Origin of the sequence: Roseixanthobacter psychrophilus (assembly GCF_043195195.1) — a bacterium.
GTDB lineage: Bacteria > Pseudomonadota > Alphaproteobacteria > Rhizobiales > Xanthobacteraceae > NCEH01.
The window spans coordinates 343,542-365,700 of sequence record NZ_JBAFWT010000001.1 but is presented as its reverse complement, the minus strand read 5'-3'; the positions used below and the strand labels follow the sequence as shown (position 1 = coordinate 365,700).

Below are 22,159 nucleotides of genomic sequence, written 5' to 3'. Positions count from 1 at the left end.
TAGGGATCGTCGAGGCGCCGAATTGGGCCCAACGTTCGCCGTCACGGCTTAAGGCCGGCTTATGCGAGTGGTCAAGGCGCATGTGGCGCCGCAACAGGTTTCGGAGGTGATGATGCCCTATCGTGCGCCCGTGGAGGATGTGTCCTTCTTCCTCAAGCACTGCACGTCGCTGCCGCACCTCATCGAGACCGGTGCGGTGGACCTTTCGTTCGACCTCATCGACAGCGTGCTGGAGGAAGCCGGCAAGTTCGCCGCGCAGGTCATCGAGCCGTTGGACCGGGTGGGCGACACCAAGGGCAATGTGCTGAAGGACGGCGCGGTCACCACCGCCCCCGGCTGGCGCGAGGCTTATTCCGCGTGGACGCAGGCGGGCTGGAACAGCGTCGCGGCGGAAGAAAAATTCGGCGGCCAGCATCTGCCCAGCGTCGTGACCTCGGCGCTGAACGAATTCTGGAACAGCGCCTCGCCCGCATTCGGCATCGGCCCGGTGCTGACCATGGGCGCCATCGAGGCGCTGACCACCCACGGCTCGACGGCCTTGCAGGGCCTGTTCCTGGAGAAGCTGGTCTCGGGCACCTGGACCGGCACCATGAACCTCACCGAGTCGCAGGCCGGCTCCGACCTTGCCGCCCTGCGCGCCCGAGCGGAGCGGGCAGGGGACCGCAGCTATCGCATCTTCGGCACCAAGATCTTCATTTCCTACGGCGAGCACGACATCGCCGAGAACATCGTCCATCTCGTGTTGGCGCGCCTGCCCGACGCGCCCGCCGGAACGCGCGGCATCTCGCTGTTCGTGGTGCCGAAAGTCCTGGTGAATGCGGACGGCACGCTCGGCGCGCGCAACGACGTGGCCTGCGTCGGGCTGGAGCACAAGCTCGGCCTGCATGGCTCGCCCACCTGCACCATGGTGTTCGGCGACAAAGGGGAAGGCGCGGTCGGCTATCTCGTGGGCGAGGAAAATCGCGGCCTCGCCTGCATGTTCACCATGATGAACAACGCCCGCCTCGCGGTCGGCATCCAGGGCGTGGCGGTGGCCGAGCGCGCCACCCAGCGCGCCATCGCCTTCGCCCAGGAGCGCCGGCAGGGCAAGGCGCAGAGCTGGCACGGCGAGGGGATGAGCCCGATCATCGCCCATCCCGACGTGAAGCGCATGCTGCTCACCATGCGGGCGGAGACCGACGCGGCGCGCGCTATCTGCCTGATGACCGCCGATGCGCTCGACCGCGCGCGGCGCACCGACGATCCCATTGCCAAGGCGGCGGCGACGGCGGAAGCGAGCCTGCTGACACCGGTGGCCAAGGCCTTCTCCACCGACATGGGCATCGAGGTCGCCTCCACCGGCATCCAGGTGCACGGCGGCATGGGCTATATTGAGGAGACGGGCGCGGCTCAGCATCTGCGTGATGCGCGCATCTTCGCCATTTACGAGGGCACGAACGGCATCCAGGCGATCGACCTCGTCACCCGCAAGCTGCCCCAGGAGGGCGGCGACGTGGTGGCGAAGTTGATCGCCGATTATCGCGATGTCGCGGAAGCCGTCGCGGCGCTGAACGCGCCGGAATTCGGCCGCGCCGGGGAACAACTCGCCGCCGCGGTGGACGCGCTCGGCCGCGCCACGCGGGTGATGCTGGATTGGCTCTCCGACGAACAATCCGCCAATGTGCTGGCGGGCGCGACGCCCTATCTGCGCCTGTTCGCCCGCGCCGCCGGCGGCGCCTATCTGGCGCGCACCGCGCTCGCCGCCCATGCGGCCATCGCGGCCGGCGAGAGCGACCCGCGCCATGCGCGGCGGGTGCTGGTGGCGCGCTTCTTCGCCGAGGATCTGTGCCCGCAGGCGCTGGGCCTGGAGGCGGCGGTAGTGTCGGGCGGCGAGGCGGTGCTTCAGAGCGAGGCGGCGCTGGTGCTGTGAGCGCCGGGGCGGCTTTCTCGGCTCAATGCCCCGGCAGTACCAGCACCGTGGGCTTGGCCGGCAAGGTTTCGCGCGCGAGCATCACGGTGGGCGAGGTCTGCCGGGTGATGGCGTAATCCTCCCCCAGCCGGGAGAGAAAGCGATCCAATCCCCATGCGCTGAAATAGTGCATGGGGATGACCAGGGGCGCGTTGATCGCCTTCAGCGTTTCCTTCATGCCCTCGATATCCAGCGTATAGGAGCCGTCGACCGGTGCCAGCACCACGTCGATTCGCCCGAGCGCCTCGATATGGTCGGGCGTCAGCACATGGTGCAGATGCCCGAGATGGGCGATGCATAGCCCTGCCACCTCGAACACGAACATGGAATTGGCATCATATTCGGTGCCCGCGCCACGCCGGATATTGGTCGGCACGTTGCGGATCCACACATCCTCGACCGTGAGGTCGTGATGCGCCGGCTGGCCGTTCTCGCCCCAGCCGCGCAGCACATAGGCGATGCCGGGATCGGGACTGTTGGTGTAATGGGTGTCGTGGGCTCGGTTCATGGTGACGATCATCGGCACGATGTCGGGGCGGACATAATCATTGTAATCGGTGGCGATCGTCACGCCGGCCGGGCTCTCGATCAGGAAGGTGGCATGGCCGACGAAGGTGAGGCGGACCTGCCGGCCCTCATCCGCCCGCCGCTCGTCCGCAACCTTCCGGAACGCGGCGCGCCAGACGCGCGGGGCCTCATTCGCCACCATGCGCGGACATTTCTCCGGCGGCTCGGCGGCTCGGGCGAAGATGCCCATGGGGAAGGCGAACGACAGCATCGTGCCCACAAGCGCCGCCAGTAGCCGCATGGATCGAGCCTCCCGCGTCCGGGTGTCCGGACCCCTGATGACCGCACACAAGGGCCGCCTGCGCAATTGCCCGGATTTCAAACCGTCGTGACGGCGCGGACGCGGATTTCGTTGCGGCGCGAAAGTGGCGGTGGAACTCTGCGGCGGTCTGTGGCCTTTCTAGCGTGAGCGCAGCCGACGGGGCCCGCGCGCAAGAGGTGCGGACATGACTTTGGATTTCGTGATCCTCCAGCCGATCGTCGCCCTGGTGGCGGGCATCCTGATTCTGCTGTTTCCCCGCCTGCTCAATGTGCTTGTGGCTATCTATCTGATTTTGATCGGCATTCTTGGGCTGGTGCCGCATTGACAGGTAAAATGATTGCCTGCGCCTAAGGGTGCAGTTGAAGGCTGGGCCTGAGCGGGCTAAAGCATCCGCGCTCTTTGAAATGCGCGTCACCCTAAGGGATCTCCAGATGACGAAATGGGTCTACTCCTTCGGCGATGGTAAGGCCGAGGGGAAAGCCGAGATGCGGAACCTGCTCGGCGGTAAGGGTGCGAACCTTGCCGAAATGGCCAATCTGGGCCTGCCCGTTCCTCCCGGCTTCACCATTCCGACCGAGGTCTGCACCTATTATTACGCGCATGGCGAGACCTATCCCCCCGAGCTGAAGGCGGACGTGGACGCGGCGCTGGCCCATGTGGGCGCGCTCACCGGCCGGACCTTCGGCGATCCCGCGAACCCGCTTCTGGTCTCCGTGCGCTCCGGCGCCCGCGCCTCCATGCCCGGCATGATGGATACGGTGCTGAACCTCGGCCTCAACGACGAGACCGTGGAAGCCGTCGCCAAGGCCGCCGGCGACCGCCGCTTCGCCTATGACAGCTACCGCCGCTTCATCACCATGTATTCCGACGTGGTGCTGGGCGTGGACCACCACCATTTCGAAGACCTGCTGGAATCCTACAAGCTCAAGCACGGCCACACGCTCGACACCGACCTTTCGGCGGACGATTGGGCGGCGCTGGTGGTGCAATACAAGGCCAAGGTCCAGCAGGAACTGGGAACCCCGTTCCCGCAGGACCCGCATGCCCAGCTCTGGGGCGCCATCGGCGCGGTGTTCGGCTCCTGGATGAACCAGCGCGCCATCACCTATCGCCGCCTGCACGCGATTCCCGAAGCCTGGGGCACGGCCGTGAACGTGCAGGCCATGGTGTTCGGCAACATGGGCGAGACCTCGGCCACCGGCGTCGCCTTCACCCGCAACCCCTCCACCGGCGAACACGCGCTCTATGGCGAGTTCCTGGTGAACGCACAGGGCGAGGACGTGGTGGCGGGCATCCGCACGCCGCAAGACCTCACCGAGAAGGCCCGCAAGGAAGCCGGCTCCGAGAAGCCCTCCATGGAACGGGCCCTGCCCGAGGCGTTCAAGGAATTCGAGCGCATCTCCAAGGTGTTGGAAACCCATTATCGGGACATGCAGGATCTGGAGTTCACCGTCGAGCAGGGCAAGCTCTGGATGCTCCAGACGCGCTCCGGCAAGCGCACCGCCAAGGCGGCGCTGCGCATCGCGGTGGAACTGGCGGCCGAGGGCCTGATCACCCAGGAAGAGGCGGTCGCCCGCGTCGATCCCGCCTCGCTCGACCAATTGCTGCATCCGGCCATCGACCCCAAGGCCGAGCGCAAGGTGGTGGCGAGCGGCCTCCCGGCCTCGCCCGGCGCTGCCGCCGGTGCCATCGTGTTCTCCGCCGACGAGGCGGAAGCCATGAAGGAGCAGGGCCGCAAGGTGATCCTGGTCCGGGTGGAAACCTCGCCCGAGGACATCCACGGCATGCACGCCGCCCAGGGCATCCTCACCTCGCGGGGCGGCATGACCTCCCACGCGGCGGTGGTCGCGCGCGGCATGGGCAAGCCCTGCGTCTCCGGCGCCGGCTCGTTGCGCATCGATTATGCCGCGCAGACCCTGACGGTCTCAGGCCAGGTGTTCAAGAAGGGCGATATCCTCACCATCGACGGTTCCACCGGCCAGGTGCTGGCGGGCGAGGTGGCGATGCTCCAGCCCGAATTGTCGGGCGAGTTCGCCACCCTGATGGGCTGGGCCGACAAGGTGCGCCGCCTGAAGATCCGCGCCAATGCGGAAACCCCGGCCGACGCCCGCATGGCCCGCTCGTTCGGCGCCGAGGGCATCGGCCTGTCGCGCACCGAGCACATGTTCTTCGATGCCGGCCGCATCCTCGCCGTGCGCGAGATGATCCTGGCCGACGACGAGGCCGGCCGCCGTTCGGCGCTGGCCAAGCTGCTGCCCATGCAGCGGGCGGATTTCGTCGAGCTGTTCGAGATCATGAAGGGCTTGCCCGTCACGATCCGCCTGCTCGACCCGCCGCTGCACGAGTTCCTGCCCCACACGGATGAGGAAGTGGCGGAAGTCGCGAAAAGCCTCAATGTGGACGTGGAGCGCATCCAGCGTCGCCAGAAGGAGCTGCATGAGGTCAACCCCATGCTCGGCTTCCGCGGCTGCCGCATCGCCATCGCCTTCCCCGAGATCGCGGAAATGCAGGCGCGCGCCATCTTCGAGGCGGCGGTGATCGCCGCCAAGAGCACGGGCGAGGCGATCGTCCCGGAAATCATGGTGCCGCTGATCGCCACCAAGGCCGAGTTCGACATCGTCAATGCCGTGATCCAGAAGACCGCCAAGGCAGTCGAGGAAGAGACCGGCGCCAAGCTCGCCTTCCAGGTGGGCACCATGATCGAGTTGCCGCGCGCCTGCCTGCGGGCCGAGGAGATCGCCGAGACGGCGGAGTTCTTCTCCTTCGGCACCAACGATCTGACCCAGACCTGCTACGGCGTCTCGCGCGACGATGCGGGCACCTTCCTTGGCCCCTATGTCCAGAAGGGCATCATCGAGGTGGACCCCTTCGTCTCCATCGACGTGGACGGCGTGGGCGAATTGGTGAAGATCGGCGTCGAGCGCGGCCGCAAGTCGCGCCCCAACATCAAGCTCGGCATCTGCGGCGAGCATGGTGGCGATCCGGCCTCGGTGGCCTTCTGCGACGAGGTGGGCCTCGACTATGTGTCGTGCTCGCCGTTCCGCGTCCCCATCGCCCGCCTCGCGGCGGCGCAGGCGGCGCTGGGCAAGAAGGCCGCCAGCCAAGCGTGAGCGCCAAGCCTGAGCGGCCGCGTCATGAGTTTCGGAAAAGGCGGGCATTGGCCCGCCTTTTCTGTTTCCGCCGGCGGCACTGCCGCAACAGGCGCGCGCTTCAGACGAACGCTTCGCATCCCGCTGCGGCGACGCGGGGCGAAGGCGGTCATTGCCGCGCGCGGGCTGCGCCCTCAGGCGGCTTTGACGGCAATGGTCTTCTCGCCGTTCTTCGCCTCGGCGGTCTTCGGCAAGGTCACGGTCAGTACGCCCTTGGCGAACTGGGCCTCGATCTTGTCGGCATCCACGCCATCCGGCACGCGGAAGGAGCGGACGAAGGAGCCGTAGCGGCGCTCGGAGATGAAATAATCCTTCTCCCGCTCTTCCTTCTGCTCTTTCTTCTCTCCCTTCAGGGTGAGGATGCCGTTGGCGAGCTTCACCTCCACGTCCTTCTCCTCCAGGCCGGGCAGTTCGGCGGAAATTTCGTAGGCGGCGGGCTTCTCCGAGACGTCGACCGCCGGCACGAGATCCAGCATCCCCTTGCGCGGCCAAGCCAGCTCGGGCGCCACGAGGCGCGAGAAGGGCAGGCGCCATTCCCCGGTCTGGAAGGTATCGAAAAGATGGTCGATCTCGCGGCGCAGATTTTCGAACGGAAGGCCGCGCGTCGCGGGTGCGGGAGCGGGAACGGTTTCGGTCTTGATGCTGAGTTTGGTCGGTTCGGACATGGTCGGTCTCCTTATCGGAAGAGACGCGGATGGCCCATGCTGAGCCATCCGCAGGTTCTCCCCGCAGGCAAGAGCGCCAGCCGGGAGATGTCGCGGGCGGTTGGGGAGAGTCGTACCTTCGCCGGGGGAATGACGCGCGGCGCCTAGCGCCACAGCGGCACGACTTCACGGCGCCCGCGACGCCATGGATGGAAGCGCCGATGGCGATCGCCGGCCTTGATCGGGATCAAGGACCCGCTGGCATCTTCGGCGTTTCATACCTTTGGGTTGCATAAGGCGACTGGGGCAGGTGCTGGAGGTCTGGTAATGACCGGCGCGCATGCCCATCTCCAGGAAAGGAGACAGGCCATGATGTCCACGATAATGATGATCGCCCTGCTATCGATCCCCGCCGCCATGACCCTTGCCACGCTGCGGCGGATGGCGGAGCCGGCACGCGTCCCGGTTCGGGTGCAGGCACGCCGCCGCCCCTATTGATTCCGCGCGAAACGGCACCGCGTCTTGCGCGCCGGCAGGCAGCGGACGGAAAGGACAGAGCAGATGGAACATGTGCACATTCCCTGGAAGGGCTGGGTGCTGGTCTGCGACGGTGCGAAGTCGCTTCTCTTCCGCAATGACGGCGATGCGGAATTGCTCAACCTGAAAGCCGTCGATGTTCTTTCTCAGCCGGACGCGCCGGCCCGGGACCTCGGCACCGAACGGCCGGGCCGGGTTTACCAGTCCCATGGCGCCGCGCGGAGCGCGGTGGGCGACGTGGACCGCCACGCGCAGGCCGAGGCGGATTTTCTCGCCGCTCTCGCCATCCAGCTCGGCAAGATCGTGCAGCAAAACGAGGTGAATAGCCTCGTTATCGTCGCCCCGCCCCGGGCGCTGGGCATCCTGCGCAAGCATCTTCCACCGGCCGTGCGGGATGTGCTGACGGCCGAGGTGCCGAAGGACCTCGCCTCGCTGTCGACGCCGGAGATCGAGCGGCACCTCGCCGCCTGATCGTCCTTTGTGCGAACCTCAGCCCAGTATCTCCCGAACCATCGGAATGACCTTGGTGCCGTAAAGCTCGATGCACCGCATCAGCCGGTCGTGAGGGATGGGGCCTGCCGAATATTTCAGATCGAACCGGTCGAGCTCGAGGGCCTGCACCGTCGCCGCGATCTTGCGGGCGACGGTTTCGGGGCTGCCGACGTAGAGCGACCCGTGCTCGATCTCGTTGTCGAACTCGTCCCGCCCCATTGGCGGCCAGCCGCGCTCGGCGCCGATGCGGTCGCGCATCGCCTTGTAGTCATCGAACAGTTCCTCCCGCGCCCGCGCGTCCGTGTCCGCGACATAGCCGGGCGAATGGGCGCCCACCGGCAGGCGGGCCTTTTCAAGCTGCCCGAGCGCGCTGTGATACAGGTCCACATAGGGCCTGAACCGCTTGGGATCACCGCCGATGATGGCGAGCATGAGCGGCAGGCCATAGCGAGCCGCCCGCACCACGGATTCCGGGGTGCCACCGACCCCGATCCAGGTCTTCAGCGTTCCGCGCTCGATCGGCGGGAATACCGCCTGGTCCTTCAGCTGCGTGCGGTGCGTGCCTTGCCAAGTAACAGGTTGATTGGAAATGAGCGCCGCGAACAGGTCCAGCTTTTCCGAGAACAGGGTCTCGTACTGGTTCATGGGGAAGCCGAACAGGGGGAAGCTCTCGGTGAAGGATCCGCGGCCGAGGATCACTTCGGCACGCCCGTTGGAGAGCGCATCCAGTGTCGAGAAGCGCTGGAATACGCGGATCGGATCGTCGGAGGAGAGCACGGTGACGGCCGATCCGAGGCGGATGCGCGTGGTCTGGCCGGCGATTGCCGCCAGCACCACGTCGGGTGCGGAGATGGCGAAGTCCGCGCGGTGATGCTCGCCGAGGCCGATGAAATCCACGCCGACGCTGTCGGCGAGCACGGCCTCGGCGACGATATCGCGGAGCACCTGGGCATGGGGCAGAAGGGCCCCGTCCGCGCCGCGCGTGACGTCGCCGAACGTATCTAGGCCAAGTTCGAGATGGGACACGGGAGAAGTCTCCGATAAGGCGTTGCGGCTTCATATCAGAGTTTTTGACAGGCTATTTTTGCGCTGCTGCAATGTTTCGTTGCAAATGTGCCAGCGTTGTTGCGTGGCGGGCAGAAAGACGCCGCCCGCTCCCGCTCCGAGGGCCTGAAGCGGGAGTGTCTGTCCTGCTTTTCAGTGCGCGCCGGCGGTACTGACCGCGCCCTTGCGGGTGAGCAGCACTGCGAAGGCGGCAATCAGCAGCATTGCGCCGATAATGGCGAAGGTGTCGCTGTAGCTCATCACGAGGGCCTGCTGCTTCACCACCTTGCCGAGATAGATCACCGCCTGATGGCGCGCCATGTCCGGGTCGGGGACGCCGTGCGCCATGAAATAGCCCTGCATGGTGGCGAGCCGCTCCTGCACGGCGATGCCGAACTCCGTCACCGACTGGCCGATCACGTTCGAGTGGAACTGCTCGCGCTTGGTGACGATGGTGGCGAGCGCCGCGGTTCCGACCGCGCCGCCGAGGTTGCGCAGCATGTTGAAGATGCCGGATGCGGCAGCGCTGTCCGCCCGCGCGATGCTGCGCATGGCGATGCCGCTGAGCGGCGCGAGGATCACCGCTTGGCCGACGGCGCGCACGATGTTGGGCCAGAAGAGCTGATCGCCCCCATAATTCACGCTCATATGGGTGTTCATGAAGCAGCTCGTCGCGAAGATCGCCAGCCCGGCGAACACCACATAGCGCGCATCCACCCGCGTCAGCAGCATCGGCACCAGCGGAATCAGGATGAGCTGCGGCAGGCCCACCCAGGCCATGACCGAGCCGATCTGTTCGGAATTATAGCCCTGCACCTGCCCGAGATATTGCGGCAGGATGAAAACCGAGCCGTAGAGCGCGAAGCCCACCATCACGTTTGCGACCGTGCCGAGGGCAAAATTGCGGTCCGCGAGCACGCGCAGGTTCACGGCCGGCTTCTTCACGTTGAACTCGATGATGAGGAACAAGGCCAGGAACACCACGGCCACCACCGCAATGCGGGTGATGAAGGGCGAGCCGAACCAATCGTTCTTGTTGCCCTCTTCCAGCACGGTCTGCAGCGCCGCGAGGCCGATCGCCATGGTGCCGATGCCGAGCCAGTCGCCCTCCTTCAGCAGCGGCAGGTTCATGGGCTCGCGGTCGAGCGTGAAGAACAGCGCCGTGAGCATGAAGGCGCCGGGCACCAGGTTGATGAAGAAGATGTACTGCCAGCCGTAATTCTCGGTCAGATAGCCGCCGATGGTGGGACCGATGGCTGGCGCGAAGGTGGCGGTGAGCGCGAACATGGCCATGCCCACCGGCTGCTGGGACTTGGGCAGCTTGGTCAGCGTGTAGGTGAAGGCCATGGGGATCATGACGCCGCCACAAAACCCCTGGAAGCCGCGCAGCACGATCATCTGGCTCAAGTTCTGTGCGAACGCGCAGGCGACCGAGAAGGCGAGGAACAGCGCCGCGTTCACCATCAGGAACCGGCGGAAGGAAAACACCCGGCTGAGATAATCGGTGAGCGGAATGACGATGATCTCGCCGATCAGATAGGCGGTGGAGATCCAGGCGCCATTGTCCGCGCCGGTGCCGATGCCGCCCTCGATATTGGCGAGGGAGGAATTGGTGATCTGGATGTTCAGCACCGCCATGAACGCGCCGAGCATGGTGCCCATGACTGCGATCCAGACCCGGGTCGTGGCCTTGTCCTGTATCGGCGCGGGGGCGGATGTGGTGGCTTGGGACATGATGTCAGTCCGGCGGCGCGGCGTTCGCGCCTCAGTTCGAATGGTGCGGTCCGGGGCACCTCGGTCAGGATGCGCGGCGTTCGCGCACGGTTTTAATGGCGCGGGTCGGGCTGCGGTGTCAGGACGCGTCGGCGGTCGTCTGAGCGGGCGGCTTCACGGTGACGGTGGGCACCACCGACATGCCGGGGCGCAGCCGGCCAGCGAGCGGGCCCTGCGGATCGACGGTGATCTTCACAGGGATGCGCTGGACGATTTTTGTGAAATTACCGGTGGCATTGTCCGGGGGCAGCAAGGCGAAGATCTGTCCGCTCGCCGGCGCGACGCTGTCCACGTGGCCGGTCACCTCCTGGCCGGGAAAGGTGTCCACCTCGATCGAGACCTTCTGGCCCTTGCGGACGTCGGTGAGCTGGGTTTCCTTGAAATTGGCGATGATATAGGCGCCCTGGGCCGGCACGAGCGCCATCAATTGGGTGCCCGCCTGCACGAACTGGCCCACCCGCAGGCTGCGATTGCCCACCACGCCGTCCTCGGGCGCGACGATCTGCGTGTAGCTCAAGTTGAGCTGGGCCTGCTGGAGCAGCGCCTCGTTATGGGCGAGCGTGGCCTTTGCCTTGTCGAGTTGGGCGTTGAGGGTGTTGACCTGCTTCTGGGATGCGACCAGCGCGGCCTGGTCCTTCTGCACCGTCGCCTCGGCGGCGGCGATCTTGGCGGTGGCCTGTTGCGCATTCTGCAGGCTGCCGAAGCCGCTCTTGGCCAGAGTGTTGTAGCGCGCGCTATCCTGCTGGGCGAAGGTGGCGTTGGCCTTGTCGGTGTCGAGCGTGGCGCGGGCGCCGTCGATCACCGCCTTCTGCTGGTCGAGCAGGGCCTCGGTGTTGGCGATGTCGGCCTTCGCGCCCGCCACGTCCGCCTGTGCCTGATCGAGCGCCACCTGATAGTCGCGGTCGTCGATGCGGGCGAGCACCTGGCCCTTGCGCACGGCCTCGTTGTCCCCCACCAGGACGGCGCCGATATAGCCGCCGACCTTGGGCGCCACGGTCACCACGTCGGCCTGCACATAGGCATCGTCGGTGGATTCCTGGAACCGGCCCACGGTCCAATACTGCCAGCCGAAATAGCCTCCGCCCGCGAGCAGGGCGAGGATGGCGGCGGAGGCCAGCAGGCGCTTGTGGGACCGGCGCGGCGGCGCGGTGCCGGTGTCGTCGGCGGGCGCCAGCTCCGCTGACGCGGGCGGAGGAACGGCTTCGGATGGCGGAACCGGCCGCTCGGGCTTCAGTTCCGCTGGGTTGGTGGTGCGGGTCATGTCCGTTGTCTCCTCGCCGCGCCGCGGTGGTCCGGCGTCGCAGCGGTGTAACGCTTTACGAAACGAATTCGTTTCCTATATATGCCCAAAGTAATCTGGGCTTCAAGTCGCGAGGAGCGGGTATTTGTCGAAAGCCACTGCCGCCCCGTCGGTGTCGCCTCCGTCCGTGGAAGGCGCGTGTACGGGGGAGACGATTGCCTGCAACCGCCCGCGCGGGCGCCCCCAGGTGCGGCCGGATGCGGAGACCGCGCGGCTCGTATTGCAGGCGGCCGAGACGTCGTTTGCCGAACGCGGCTATGCCGACACCACCATCGACGAGGTAGCCAAGGCGGCCGGGGTGGCGAAGAAAACCGTCTATCGCCTGTTCGGCGGCAAGGCGGACCTGCTGGGCGGCATCATCCGCGCGCGGGCCGATACCTTCACCATGAGCATCGAGGCGGAAACCGACGACATCCCGCTCGACGTCGCCCTGTTCGACATCTTGGAGAAGTTCACGCACCTCGTGCTCTCGCCGGAGGCCATCGCCCAGAATCGTCTGAGCACCGCCGAGGCGCTGCGCTTCCCGGAGGTCGCCGCCGCCTTCTACGAACACGGCCGCCTCCACACCACGAAGGCCCTGGCGGACTGGCTCGCCCATCAGTGCGAGCGGGGATTGATCAGGCTTGACGATCCCTTCACCGCCGCCAGCATCCTGCTGAGCATGGCGGCGGACGAGCCGCTGCGCCGCACCACCCTCGGCATCGCCGCTCCGGCCTTCGACGCCGTGAGCCGAAGCCGCATCGCCACCTGCGTGTCGCTGTTCCTGGACGGCTGCCGCACGACTGCGTGACGCTGTCCCCGCAACCCTTGAGCCGCCTCAAAATGATTCCGTGGTTCGGCGGATATGGTATGTCAGGGAAGAAACAATCTGGACCTGACGCCAAATGTCCACGCTGCTCATCACGCATCCCGCCGGCCTCGACCATGTCACCCCTCCCGGCCATCCCGAGCGCGTGGACCGCCTGAAAGTCCTGGACCGGATCTTCGAGCAGGAGAAATTCTCCACCCTGCTGCGCGAACTGGCGCCGCGCGGCGAACGCGAAGACATCATCCGCGTCCATCCCGAGGATTTTGTCGACGGCCTCGCCGCCGCCTCGCCGGAGAGCGGGCTGGTGCGCATCGATTCCGATACGGTGATGGCGCCGGGCAGCTGGGAAGCGGTGCTGCGCGCCGTCGGCGGCGCCTGCTACGCGGTCGACGAGGTGATGGAGGGCAAGGTGAACAATGCCTTCGTCGCCATGCGCCCGCCCGGCCATCATTGCGAAACCCGGCGCCCGATGGGCTTCTGCCTGCTCAACCAGGTGGCCATCGCCGCCCGCCACGCCCAGGCGAAATATGGTCTGAAGCGGGTCGCCATCGTCGATTTCGACGTGCACCACGGCAACGGCTCCCAGGAGATCTTCTGGGCCGACGACAGCGTGATGTATTGCTCCACCCACGAGATGCCGCTCTATCCCGGATCCGGCGCGGTGAGCGAGAACGGCGCCGCCAACACCATCGTCAACGCGCCGCTGCGCTCGGGCGACGACGGGGTGAAGTTCAAGGAGGCGATGGAAAGCCGCATCCTGCCGCGGCTCAATAATTTCGCGCCTGAACTGATCCTGGTTTCGGCCGGCTTCGACGCCCATGTGCGCGATCCGCTCGCGTCCCTGCGCCTGGTGGACACCGATTTCGCCTGGATCACCAAGCGCTTGATGGAGATCGCCGACAAGCAGGCCGAGGGCCGCCTGGTCTCGGTGCTGGAGGGCGGCTACGACCTCGAGGGCCTGGCTTCTTCCGCCTCCGCCCATGTCACCGCGCTGATGCACGGCTGAGCGGGCCCTCACCGGGCTCCCGCCCTGGGAGGGCCTCAGCGCCGCTCGCCGCTCGGCAGGTAGGGCTGGAGCGCGTGCGCCAGCTTGGAGGGCGTGAGCGACTGCAGCCACACCTTTCCCGGCCCGGTCAGCTCGGCAAGGAACAGGCCGTCGCCGCCGAACAGCACGTTGCGCACGCCGCGCATGGTGGTGATCTCGAACCCGACGCCTTCCTCGAACATGCCGACATGGCCGGGATGCACCAGCAATTGCTGGCCCGCCTCCAGCGTGTAGGCGACGATCTCTCCGCCGAGTTCCACGAATGCCGGCCCCTGCCCGGTGAGGCGCTGCAGGATGAAGCCGTCGCCGCCAAACACCCCGGCGCCGAGCGATTGCTGGAAGCCCATGGCGAGCTCCAGGCCCTGCGCGCCGGCCAGGAAGCCGTGGCGGTGGATCATGAAGCCGCGCCCCGGCGCCACGTGGATCTCGCGATATTGCCCGGCAGGGTGGCGGCGAAGGCCACCAGCGCTTCGCCGCCCTGGGCGGTGAACTCGGTCATGAACAGGCCGCCGCCGGAAATCGCCCGCCCGATTGCCCCGAACAGGCCCGAGGATCCGCCGGTGGCGGCGGTGGTATGCAGCGCCACGTTGGACGTCATCCACGACAGGCGGTCGGTTTCCGCGATCATGGTTTCGCCGGCGGCGAGGGTGACCTGGAGAACGGGCAGGGTGGTGCCGGTGATTTCCGTCCGCATGTATCTTCGCTCCGCGCCGGTGCTTGATCGCGACCGCAGGAAGGGGCAAGTCTGGGTTCGAGGCAAGCGCTGTGCGCGCGGAAAAGTTCCTCGCCGCGCGCGCCTTGGATCCTGTGCCCGAAGAGGTCTCGCCGATGCGCCGCTGGTTCCTCGCCTTGTCATCGTGCGCGCTCGGCGCCCTTGCGCTTTCCGGCTTGCCGGCGGCTCCGGCCCTTGCCGCCGATGGTCCCGACCTTTCCGCCCACACGACCGCGACCTTCCTGTCCTATCTCGATGCGCCGCTCGCGGGTGTTCCCATGACGCGTCCGCCCTCGCTCGGCGTGGCGTTCGGCGGGCGGGTGGTGCGTGCGGTGATGGATACCGGCTCCACAGGAATCGTGGTGGCGGCGCGGGCGATTCCCGACCTCGCGACGCTGCCGCGCCTCGGGCCGGGGCAGCTCACCTATTCCAGCTCCGGCCGCATCATGCGCGGCACCTGGGTGATGACGCCGGTTCAGATCAGCGGCACCGCGGGCGCGCAGGTCACCACCCGGCCGATGCCGGTGCTCGCCGTGACGCGGGTCGATTGCCTTAAAAGCGCGCGCCATTGCCGTCCCCGGCGGAATCCCACCGGCATCGCCATGCTGGGCGTGGGCTTCGCCCGCCAGGGCGACCACCAGGAGCAGAGCACGCCCGACCGCAATCCCTTCCTCGCGGTCGAGGGCATGGGCGATGCGGCGGCGCCCGGCGGGGTGCGGCGCGGCTATATCGTGACGCGCCGGGGCGTGCAGGTGGGCTTGAGCGCGGACACGGTGGCCGGCTTTTCCTTCATTAAGCTCGCCAAGAGCAGCGAATTTCCCGATTGGGCCGCGCCCCCCGCCTGTCTCTCCCTGAACGGGCGGGCACCGGAGGCCTGTGGCACGGCTCTGGTGGATACCGGGGTGTCCACCATGTACCTTTCGCTTCCGCCGGCCCAGCAGCAGGGACAGGTGACGGGCGAAGCAGCCGGCCGGACGTCACTGCCGGCGGGCGCGAAGCTTTCGGTGCGGCTGGGGGCGGAGGGCGCCGGGGCGGCCTACAGCTTCGCCGTGGGGGATGCCGCGAACCCGTTGGCGCCGCTCAAGGTCGTACTGGTGCCGCGGGGCGCGCGCACCTTCGTCAACACCAGCCTGCGCCTGCTCAACGGCTTCGATTATCTCTATGACGCCGATGGCGGCTATGTGGGTTTTCGGCCTGTGGTGCGGCGATGAGGCCTTGCGCGGTTGCGCAAGACGGCCAAGGCAGGAATGCCGAAAGCCTTATCAGCTCAGCGAGAGCAGGAACGGCTCGCCCGCCATGCAGTCGCGCCCGCGGCCGATGGCGGAAATGGCGCGGATCATGCGACCGTTGCGGTTGAGCGCCGCATCGCCCAGCGACACGATCTTGGCATTGGGGGTGGCGGTGGGCGAGGCCTCGCGCAGGCGCACCGCCAGCTCGAATTCGTCGCGATGGGGCAGCAGTGCGCACACCGTGACATAAGCCGCCGCCGTCGAGCGCGAGACGCCCGCATAGCAATGGATCACCAGGGGCGAGACCCGGGGCCAGGACCGCACGAACTCCAGCAGCTCGGTCATGTGGCTCTCGCCCGGCGTCACCATGCCCTCCACCTCGTCGACGATGTCGTTGATGGAGAGGAACAGATGGTTGGTGGGGTCCACATTGTTGGGCCGGGTGAGCAAGGTGTCGCGGCCGACCAGGGTGATGACATGGCGCGCGCCGGTGGTCTCCACGGTTTCGTGCAGGCGGGCGAGGGAGCAGACATGGATCATGGCATAAGCTCCGCAAACCGGGCGAGGAATCGCGCCTTGGCGATTTCCGCCGGCCAAGGGTTCAAATAATCCTTCTCCACCTCGGCGTCGAGGTGCAGGGGGCGGCCGAAGAAGGCCCGCGCCTCCCCGGCCGCGAAGCCGGCAAGGCAGGTGGCTTCCAGATAGGCGGCGGAGCGGTCGGCGGTCTTGACCAGCCGCACCAGCGTCGCCGGCCATTCCGGCGGCAGGCCGAAGCGCAGGCTGATGGCCGCCAGGAGGCGCGCCTCCACCGCTTTATAATCGCCGCCGACCATCGCCTTGAGGGGCGAGATCATGTCGCCGATCACATATTCCGGGGCATCGTGCAGCAGCACCGCGCGGCGCCAGCGCAGGTCGATGTCGCCGCCGGCCCGGCGCGCCAGCCGTTCGGTCAACAGGGAATGTTGCGCCACCGAAAAGATGTTCGCCCCGCCGGTCTGCCCGTTCCAGCGCGCGACGCGGGCGAGGCCGTGCGCGATGTCCTCGATCTCGATGTCGAGCGGCGAGGGATTGAGCAGGTCCAGCCGCCGGCCGGACAGCATGCGCTGCCAGGCGCGCGGAGGGGCTTTCACGCGCGCCTTTTTGGCGCCGGCCTCGGGTTCCGGCTTATGTCCGGGCGCCGCACCGGCGCCGGTGGTCATCGCCGCCATGACGAATCGCGTGCTCCTTTTATGTCGAGAGGGTAAGCTTCCCGCGTCGCGGAACAACCCAGTGGTATTCCCCATGGCCGAACCCGTCCGCCCCACCCTGGCCGCCAGCGCCGCCGTGTTTCGCGGCCCGCTGGTGCTGCTGGCGCAGCGTGGCTATGCCCCGGGCAAGGGCCTGTGGAGCCTGCCGGGCGGCCGGGTCGAGCCGGGCGAAACCTTGGCCGAGGCTGCCGCGCGCGAGGTGATGGAGGAGGTCCGGGTGGAGGCCGAAATGATCGGCCTCGCCGCCGCGCTCGATTTCATCTCCCGCGATGCCGAGGGCGTGCTGACCAGCCATTTCGTGGTGGCCGCCCATGCCGCGTTGTGGCGATCGGGCGAACCCATGATCGGCGACGAGGCGGTGGCGGTGGGCTGGTTCCATCCCGATGAGGTGGCCAGCCTCGCCACCACCCACGGCCTTGCCGACGTGGTGCACCGCGCCGCGCGCCTGCTGAGCGTCGAGGCCCCACAGTGCGCCGCCCCTTGGGCGCATGCGGGCTCGTGAGCGTGGCCATCTTGACCCCGGCTCGCCGGCGCGGCACGAGGAGGCCCATGTGTTCTTCTTGGACCCTGCGTTCTTTCCGCGCCCTTCGTATTCTCCCGGCCATGCTGTTGGCTGTGCTCCTCGGCCTTGCCGGCGCGCCCGCGCGGGCGGCCGACGGCTCCACGCCGCCTTATGAGACCGACATGCTCAAGCTGGCCGAGCTGCTGGGCGGGCTGCACTATCTGCGCCCGCTGTGCGGCATGAGCGCGGAAAGCCAGAGCTGGCGCCTGCAGATGCAGGACCTGCTGGACGCCGAGCAGCCATCCGAGGACCGCAAGGCCAAGCTGATCGCCGCATTCAACCAGGGCTATTCCAGCTATGCCCAGGTGTATCGCGTCTGCACCCCGGCGGCGACAGCGGCAGTGCAGCGGCAATTGGCCGAGGGGGCAAAACTTGCTCACGACATTGTGGTGCGGTTCGGCGGCAATTGATCTGGGGACAGGCGGCGCCGGCGCGGGCGGCGGTTAACCTTTCGTTTAGAAGTTCAGAGACGCCCGCGCGGAACGTGATAGGTATTCGGGGCCGCCCCGGCAGGAGGGGCGTGGCGCGGAGGCCTCTCTTGTCCAGCATGACTCTTCCTCCCCACCAGGATATTGCCGAACTGGGCTCCGACGAGCGCCATGTGGCCTTCAGCTACCTGGACGATGCGTGGACCGAGGCTCTGCGCGACGGGTTGGATGAGGATTGCCTCGTGCAGGCCGCTTTGTTCACCGCCCTGCGCACGCTCGTGGCGGTTTATGGCGAGGAGCCTTGCGCCACCTATGTGGAAGGCCTCGCCGGACGCATCCGCAAGGGCGAATACACCATCATCGGCCAGCGCCAATAGCGCATTCCAGGCGGCTTGGCCCAGCTCGGACCCCCTCCGCTGTGCTGAAGGGGCCCCCGCCGGGCGACCGCGCGGGCCGGCCGTAAAATCCGCATCCATGGACCGCAAGAGGCGGATCCGGCTATCCTGGCCGCGCAAGCCCCTGCCTGTCTCCCGTCCCATATCTCCTGTCCCATGTCTCCTGTCGCACCACACCAGCGCATTCTGCTGACCCGCCCGGAACCGGGCGGGGCCCGCACGCTGGCGCGGCTTCGCGCGCTCGGACATGAGGTGATCAGCGATCCCATGCTGCGGTTGCGCGAAACCGGCGCTCCGTTGCCGCGCGGCCCGTTCACAGCCCTCGCTTTCACCAGCGCCAACGGCGTGCGGACCCTCGCGGCGCGGCCACAGGCCGGCGCCTGGCGGGCGCTGCCTGTTTTTACCGTGGGTGGCCGCACCGGGACAGCGGCGCGCGCAGCGGGCTTCACGCATGTGATCGAGGCCGAGGGAAATGTCTCAGCCCTCGCGGCGCTTCTGGGCGCCCGCCTGGCGCCCGGCGCCCGCATCCTGCATGCGGCCGGGGCCGATCGGGCCGGCGATCTTTCTGCTTTGCTGGCGCCCCGCCAATTGGCCGTCTCCCTCTGTGTGCTGTACGCCATGGAGCCCGCTAAAACCCTTGCGGAAACAACGCGCTCGGCCCTGGAGCGGGGGGAGTTGGACGCGGCTCTTCACTTCTCCGCGCGCACCGCCGAGACCCTGCTTCATTGCGTCGCTGCAAACGGCGTTAAGGAACCCTTACGGGGTTTACGGCACTTGTGCTTATCGCCGGCTGTCGCCGCGCCGCTGGCCACCGCCGGCTGCCGGGTGGAGATCGCGGCGGCGGCCGAAGAGGACGCGCTGCTGACTTTGCTGTAAGGCAGAGGCAAGCTGCCGGCCGATCGCGGCCGATCATCTTTCACCGGCTTGCCCGGAAACAAGAACACGAGGAGGCCCATGGCGCACGACGATCCGACCCGCGAGGATACGGCCCGTCCGAAGGCGGACACCGCCGCCACGGCCAATACCGCGCCGGGCAGCACGCTCCCGCCCGCCGCTGCGGAAACGACGGTCGCGGACGTCCCGCGCACCGCCCCCGAAGGCACGATGGACGATCCCCTCCCGCCTGCGCCGCCCTTCGATCCGGAAGGCGAAAAGGCCGTCGAGGCGCCGGCCGAGCACACGGCAGCCGAAAGCGGGACCTCCGAAAAGGGGGGCTCCGAGGCTGCCGCCGACGCGGCGTTCGAAACCGCCCAGCCAATGCTCATTCCTCCGCCCGCTCCCGCGTCGCGCGGCGCCTCGCCCTGGCTCTCGCTGCTGCTCGGTGCGCTCGGTGGCGCGGTGGTGGCGGCGCTGGTGGCCTACGGTTTGTCGAACCGGCTCGGCGCGGCGAACGTCAGCGATGAGCTGCAACCCCTCGTGGCCCGCGTCGGGGCGCTGGAAGCGCGCGGCACCGCGGATCCCCGCGCCCTCGCCGCGCTCGCCCAGCGGGTGGACAAGCTCGATGCCGCCGCCGCCGCACAGCCGGCACCGGAGCAGGCCCGGGCCTTGATCACCCAGGCCCAGGCCGACATTGCCGCCTTGCGCCAGGCGCAGCAGGGCCTCCAAGGCGGGGTGAAGGATGCCGCAACCGCCGCAGCCGGTGCCAGCCAGCAGACTGCCGCGCTCGCTGCCCGTATCGACAAGGCCGCCGCCAGCATGGACGCCATGAGCCGCGCCGGCGCCTCGGTCACCGTTCTCGCGGCGCTGAAGGAGGCCATCGTCTCCGGTCGTCCCTTCGCCACGGAGCTTGACGCGGCCCGCGCCGTGCTCGGCCCGACCGCCGGCGCGCTCGACCCGTTCGCGGCCATGGCGGCCACCGGCTACAGCGCCCCCGCCAAGCTCGCGCAGCGCGTGCAGCAGGCGGCGGTGCAGGCCAATGCGTCGGCGCCCGCGGCCGCTGCCGCGCCCTCGGGGGGCTCGGTGATGGACCGCCTGCTCTCCAGCGCCGAAAGCCTGGTGAAGGTGCGGCCCGCCGAAACCGTGCCCGCGCCCCAGGACCAGGCGCTGCTCGACCAGGCGGTCGGCGCGCTGCGGGCCGGCGACCTCGACACCGCGCTCGGGCGGCTCGATGCCCTGCCGCAAGTCACCAAGGACAAGCTCAAGTCCCTGATCGCCGAGATCCAGGACCGCCGGAACGCCGCCGATGCGGTCGGCGCGCTCTATCTCCAGGCCCTCGCCGCCATTTCCGGGAAAGTGCCGTGATCCGTCTCGTCATCCTCCTCGTCCTCCTCGCCGCCGTCGCCTTCGGCGCCTCCTGGCTCGCCGACCGGCCGGGCGAGATCGTCATGGTCTGGCAAGGCTGGCGTATCGAAACCAGCGTGCCGGTGGCGCTCGCCGTGCTGGCGCTGTTCAGCGGCGTGCTGCTGGTGGTGTGGTGGGCGATATCCCTGCTGCTCTCCTCGCCGCGCCTGATCACCCGCTTCTCGCGCCGCCGGCGCCGGGAGAAGGGCTGGGCCGCGGTCTCACGCGGGCTTCTCGCCATCGGCGCGGGCAATCCCGCCGAGGCCCGCAGGGCCAGCCAGGACGCCGCGCGCCTGCTGCCCCACGAGCCGCTCACCCATCTGCTGGCGGCCCAGTCCGCCCAGTTCGAGGGCGACCCGGAACTGGCGCGGGCGAGCTTCCGCCTGATGCTCGAATCCCCCGACACGCGCCTGCTCGCCCTGCGCGGCCTGCATACGGAAGCGCGCCGGGCCGGTGATGTTGCCGCCGCGCGTTTGCTGGCGGAACAGGCGGCCGAGCAGGCCCCCGCACTCGCCTGGGCGGCGGATGCGGTGATCGAGGCGCGGTGCGCCGAGGGTGATTATCCCGGCGCCCGCGCGGTGTTGGAAAAGCAGATGGCGGCCAAGGGCATCGACAAGGTGCAGCACCGCCGCCGCCGGGCGATCCTGCTGGCCGCCGAGGCCATGGCGCTGGAACTCTCCGATCCGCCGGTGGCCAAGGAGCGGGCGCTCGAAGCGGTGCGCCTCGCGCCCACCCTGGAGCCGGCCGCCGCCGTCGCCGGCCGCTTGCTGGGTGCGGGCGGGGAATTGAAGAAGGCGCTCAAGATCGTCGAGGCCGCCTATGCCGTAACGCCCCATCCCGAACTTGCCGAAGTCGCCGCGCACCTGCGCCCCGGCGATGCCGCGCTCGATCGCTTGAAGCGCATCCGCCTGCTTGCCGCCAAGGCGCCGACCCATCCGGAAAGTGCGATCGCGCTCGCCCACGCCTGCATCGACGCGCTGGAGTTCGCCGAGGCGCGCGCCGTGCTGCAGCCGCTCGCCGCCGAACCCACCCAGCGCATCTGCCTGATGATGGCGGAGCTGGAAGCCAGCGAGCACGGCGATGTCGGCAAGGCCCGCGAATGGGCCGCCCGCGCCGTGCGGGCGCCGCGCGACCCGGCCTGGATCGCCGATGGCGTGGTGTCCGACCAATGGGCGCCGGTGTCCCCGGTCACCGGCAAGCTCGATGCCTATGTCTGGGCTGTGCCGCCGGGCGTGACCGCGACGCCGATTCTGGAGCACGAGGCCGAGCGCGTGCGCGCGGCCATCGCCGCCATTCCGCCTCGCCCGGTGGCACCCCCGCCCGCGCCAACGGCACCGGCCGAAGCCGACACGGCGGAGCCCGCGCAGACCAACGGCCTTCAGCCTTCCGCGAACGGCCATGACGCAGCGCCGGCCGAGCCTGCGAAGGCGGACCGGCCGAAGCCGCCGGCCATTGTCGCCCTACCGCCGCTTCCCGACGATCCCGGCCCGGACCTCGACGAGGACGAGGCGCTGGCGTCCCGTTCTGGCCGCCCCACCGGCGTGTGAGCGCGCGGGGATGGGCCACGTCCTTCTCCCCGCCGCATCGTCTGCCTGACCGAGGAGCCGGTCGAGACGCTCTATCTTCTGAGCGAGGACGGTTTGTTTTCCTTATCTCTCGCCCCCTCACCCTGACCCTCTCCCCGTGGGGGAGAGGGGACGGACGCGCGGCGGGGATGGGGGAACTGCGGGGCGGCCC

21 protein-coding genes and 1 pseudogene are annotated in these 22,159 nt (G+C 68.2%); 14 read left to right on the top strand and 8 right to left on the bottom strand.

What is annotated here, in order from left to right:
- Positions 1-112 precede the first annotated feature (112 nt).
- The gene (locus tag V5F77_RS01675) at positions 113-1,909 is read left to right on the top strand and encodes an acyl-CoA dehydrogenase family protein (RefSeq protein ID WP_429003685.1); all 1,797 of its coding nucleotides are present in this window, start codon (positions 113-115) and stop codon (positions 1,907-1,909) included.
- Between the two features lie 22 nt (positions 1,910-1,931).
- Here the strand turns inward: V5F77_RS01675 and V5F77_RS01670 are convergent, their stop codons facing one another.
- Positions 1,932-2,756 carry an MBL fold metallo-hydrolase gene (locus tag V5F77_RS01670; RefSeq protein ID WP_429003564.1) on the bottom strand — a complete coding sequence of 275 codons (825 nt, stop codon included), beginning with the start codon at positions 2,754-2,756 and terminating at the stop codon, positions 1,932-1,934.
- Positions 2,757-2,961: 205 nt separating this feature from the next.
- Here V5F77_RS01670 and V5F77_RS01665 point away from each other — a divergent pair, with 205 nt between their 5' ends.
- Positions 2,962-3,102 (top strand): DUF3096 domain-containing protein, encoded by a 141-nt coding sequence (locus V5F77_RS01665; RefSeq protein ID WP_429003563.1) that lies wholly within the window; start codon positions 2,962-2,964, stop codon positions 3,100-3,102.
- Positions 3,103-3,208: 106 nt separating this feature from the next.
- Positions 3,209-5,887: a pyruvate, phosphate dikinase gene (gene ppdK / locus V5F77_RS01660; protein WP_429003562.1), complete on the top strand. Its 2,679-nt coding sequence runs from the start codon at positions 3,209-3,211 to the stop codon at positions 5,885-5,887.
- Between the two features lie 173 nt (positions 5,888-6,060).
- Here the strand turns inward: ppdK and V5F77_RS01655 are convergent, their stop codons facing one another.
- The gene (locus tag V5F77_RS01655; protein ID WP_429003561.1) at positions 6,061-6,591 is read right to left on the bottom strand and encodes an Hsp20/alpha crystallin family protein; all 531 of its coding nucleotides are present in this window, start codon (positions 6,589-6,591) and stop codon (positions 6,061-6,063) included.
- A 348-nt stretch (positions 6,592-6,939) separates the two neighbouring features.
- On the opposite strand from V5F77_RS01655, the gene V5F77_RS01650 reads away from it, so the two are divergent.
- Together V5F77_RS01650 and V5F77_RS01645 are read left to right on the top strand one after the other, a co-directional pair.
- Positions 6,940-7,068: a hypothetical protein gene (locus V5F77_RS01650; protein ID WP_429003560.1), complete on the top strand. Its 129-nt coding sequence runs from the start codon at positions 6,940-6,942 to the stop codon at positions 7,066-7,068.
- A 63-nt stretch (positions 7,069-7,131) separates the two neighbouring features.
- Complete coding sequence (locus tag V5F77_RS01645; RefSeq protein WP_429003559.1) at positions 7,132-7,578, top strand: baeRF12 domain-containing protein; 447 nt, start codon at positions 7,132-7,134, stop codon at positions 7,576-7,578.
- Between the two features lie 18 nt (positions 7,579-7,596).
- On the opposite strand, the gene V5F77_RS01640 is transcribed toward V5F77_RS01645, so the two are convergent.
- The 3 genes from V5F77_RS01640 to V5F77_RS01630 form a co-directional block, all read right to left on the bottom strand.
- The gene (locus V5F77_RS01640) at positions 7,597-8,625 is read right to left on the bottom strand and encodes an LLM class flavin-dependent oxidoreductase (RefSeq protein WP_429003558.1); all 1,029 of its coding nucleotides are present in this window, start codon (positions 8,623-8,625) and stop codon (positions 7,597-7,599) included.
- A 171-nt stretch (positions 8,626-8,796) separates the two neighbouring features.
- Complete coding sequence (locus V5F77_RS01635) at positions 8,797-10,377, bottom strand: DHA2 family efflux MFS transporter permease subunit (RefSeq protein WP_429003557.1); 1,581 nt, start codon at positions 10,375-10,377, stop codon at positions 8,797-8,799.
- A 118-nt stretch (positions 10,378-10,495) separates the two neighbouring features.
- The gene (locus V5F77_RS01630) at positions 10,496-11,677 is read right to left on the bottom strand and encodes an HlyD family secretion protein (RefSeq protein WP_429003556.1); all 1,182 of its coding nucleotides are present in this window, start codon (positions 11,675-11,677) and stop codon (positions 10,496-10,498) included.
- Positions 11,678-11,801: 124 nt separating this feature from the next.
- Here V5F77_RS01630 and V5F77_RS01625 point away from each other — a divergent pair, with 124 nt between their 5' ends.
- Positions 11,802-12,506, top strand: a complete 705-nt coding sequence (locus tag V5F77_RS01625) for a TetR/AcrR family transcriptional regulator (protein WP_429003555.1) — start codon at positions 11,802-11,804, stop codon at positions 12,504-12,506.
- 94 nt (positions 12,507-12,600) lie between these two features.
- Positions 12,601-13,530, top strand: a complete 930-nt coding sequence (locus V5F77_RS01620; RefSeq protein ID WP_429003554.1) for a histone deacetylase family protein — start codon at positions 12,601-12,603, stop codon at positions 13,528-13,530.
- 35 nt (positions 13,531-13,565) lie between these two features.
- Here the strand turns inward: V5F77_RS01620 and V5F77_RS01615 are convergent.
- Positions 13,566-14,197, bottom strand: a pseudogene (locus tag V5F77_RS01615) (AIM24 family protein).
- Positions 14,198-14,397: 200 nt separating this feature from the next.
- Between V5F77_RS01615 and V5F77_RS01610 the strand changes: the two are divergent.
- Positions 14,398-15,492, top strand: a complete 1,095-nt coding sequence (locus tag V5F77_RS01610) for a hypothetical protein (protein WP_429003553.1) — start codon at positions 14,398-14,400, stop codon at positions 15,490-15,492.
- Positions 15,493-15,543: 51 nt separating this feature from the next.
- Here V5F77_RS01610 and V5F77_RS01605 read toward each other — a convergent pair whose 3' ends face one another.
- Both V5F77_RS01605 and V5F77_RS01600 read right to left on the bottom strand, forming a co-directional pair.
- Positions 15,544-16,050: a tyrosine phosphatase family protein gene (locus V5F77_RS01605; RefSeq protein ID WP_429003552.1), complete on the bottom strand. Its 507-nt coding sequence runs from the start codon at positions 16,048-16,050 to the stop codon at positions 15,544-15,546.
- Positions 16,047-16,610, bottom strand: a complete 564-nt coding sequence (locus tag V5F77_RS01600) for an HD domain-containing protein (protein ID WP_429003684.1) — start codon at positions 16,608-16,610, stop codon at positions 16,047-16,049. Before V5F77_RS01600 ends, V5F77_RS01605 begins: the two co-directional genes overlap by 4 nt.
- A 181-nt stretch (positions 16,611-16,791) precedes the next feature.
- Here V5F77_RS01600 and V5F77_RS01595 point away from each other — a divergent pair, with 181 nt between their 5' ends.
- From V5F77_RS01595 to V5F77_RS01570, 6 genes are all read left to right on the top strand, one after another.
- Positions 16,792-17,259 carry an NUDIX hydrolase gene (locus V5F77_RS01595; protein ID WP_429003551.1) on the top strand — a complete coding sequence of 156 codons (468 nt, stop codon included), beginning with the start codon at positions 16,792-16,794 and terminating at the stop codon, positions 17,257-17,259.
- 47 nt (positions 17,260-17,306) lie between these two features.
- Positions 17,307-17,729 (top strand): TIGR02301 family protein, encoded by a 423-nt coding sequence (locus V5F77_RS01590; RefSeq protein WP_429003550.1) that lies wholly within the window; start codon positions 17,307-17,309, stop codon positions 17,727-17,729.
- A gap of 137 nt (positions 17,730-17,866) precedes the next feature.
- A complete protein-coding gene (locus tag V5F77_RS01585) occupies positions 17,867-18,124 on the top strand; it encodes a hypothetical protein (RefSeq protein ID WP_429003683.1) in 258 nt (85 codons plus the stop codon).
- A gap of 174 nt (positions 18,125-18,298) precedes the next feature.
- Positions 18,299-19,018, top strand: a complete 720-nt coding sequence (locus V5F77_RS01580) for a uroporphyrinogen-III synthase (protein ID WP_429003549.1) — start codon at positions 18,299-18,301, stop codon at positions 19,016-19,018.
- A 78-nt stretch (positions 19,019-19,096) separates the two neighbouring features.
- Positions 19,097-20,383, top strand: coding sequence for a COG4223 family protein (locus V5F77_RS01575; RefSeq protein WP_429003548.1), 1,287 nt, complete (start codon positions 19,097-19,099; stop codon positions 20,381-20,383).
- On the top strand, positions 20,380-21,969 hold the full coding sequence (locus tag V5F77_RS01570; RefSeq protein WP_429003547.1) for a heme biosynthesis protein HemY: 1,590 nt from the start codon (positions 20,380-20,382) through the stop codon (positions 21,967-21,969). The genes V5F77_RS01575 and V5F77_RS01570 overlap by 4 nt, the downstream gene beginning before the upstream one ends.
- Positions 21,970-22,159 lie beyond the last annotated feature (190 nt).

Excerpts from the sequence above, each read along its gene's own strand:
- V5F77_RS01675 (WP_429003685.1), top strand. The coding sequence starts at position 113 with ATGCCCTATCGTGCGCCCGTGGAGGATGTGTCCTTCTTCCTCAAGCAC.
- V5F77_RS01670 (WP_429003564.1), bottom strand. The coding sequence starts at position 2,756 with ATGCGGCTACTGGCGGCGCTTGTGGGCACGATGCTGTCGTTCGCCTTC.
- V5F77_RS01665 (WP_429003563.1), top strand. The coding sequence starts at position 2,962 with ATGACTTTGGATTTCGTGATCCTCCAGCCGATCGTCGCCCTGGTGGCG.
- ppdK (WP_429003562.1), top strand. The coding sequence starts at position 3,209 with ATGACGAAATGGGTCTACTCCTTCGGCGATGGTAAGGCCGAGGGGAAA.
- V5F77_RS01655 (WP_429003561.1), bottom strand. The coding sequence starts at position 6,591 with ATGTCCGAACCGACCAAACTCAGCATCAAGACCGAAACCGTTCCCGCT.
- V5F77_RS01650 (WP_429003560.1), top strand. The coding sequence starts at position 6,940 with ATGATGTCCACGATAATGATGATCGCCCTGCTATCGATCCCCGCCGCC.
- V5F77_RS01645 (WP_429003559.1), top strand. The coding sequence starts at position 7,132 with ATGGAACATGTGCACATTCCCTGGAAGGGCTGGGTGCTGGTCTGCGAC.
- V5F77_RS01635 (WP_429003557.1), bottom strand. The coding sequence starts at position 10,377 with ATGTCCCAAGCCACCACATCCGCCCCCGCGCCGATACAGGACAAGGCC.
- V5F77_RS01630 (WP_429003556.1), bottom strand. The coding sequence starts at position 11,677 with ATGACCCGCACCACCAACCCAGCGGAACTGAAGCCCGAGCGGCCGGTT.
- V5F77_RS01620 (WP_429003554.1), top strand. The coding sequence starts at position 12,601 with ATGTCCACGCTGCTCATCACGCATCCCGCCGGCCTCGACCATGTCACC.
- V5F77_RS01610 (WP_429003553.1), top strand. The coding sequence starts at position 14,398 with ATGCGCCGCTGGTTCCTCGCCTTGTCATCGTGCGCGCTCGGCGCCCTT.
- V5F77_RS01605 (WP_429003552.1), bottom strand. The coding sequence starts at position 16,050 with ATGATCCATGTCTGCTCCCTCGCCCGCCTGCACGAAACCGTGGAGACC.
- V5F77_RS01600 (WP_429003684.1), bottom strand. The coding sequence starts at position 16,610 with ATGCTGTCCGGCCGGCGGCTGGACCTGCTCAATCCCTCGCCGCTCGAC.
- V5F77_RS01595 (WP_429003551.1), top strand. The coding sequence starts at position 16,792 with ATGGCCGAACCCGTCCGCCCCACCCTGGCCGCCAGCGCCGCCGTGTTT.
- V5F77_RS01590 (WP_429003550.1), top strand. The coding sequence starts at position 17,307 with ATGTGTTCTTCTTGGACCCTGCGTTCTTTCCGCGCCCTTCGTATTCTC.
- V5F77_RS01585 (WP_429003683.1), top strand. The coding sequence starts at position 17,867 with ATGACTCTTCCTCCCCACCAGGATATTGCCGAACTGGGCTCCGACGAG.
- V5F77_RS01580 (WP_429003549.1), top strand. The coding sequence starts at position 18,299 with ATGTCTCCTGTCGCACCACACCAGCGCATTCTGCTGACCCGCCCGGAA.
- V5F77_RS01575 (WP_429003548.1), top strand. The coding sequence starts at position 19,097 with ATGGCGCACGACGATCCGACCCGCGAGGATACGGCCCGTCCGAAGGCG.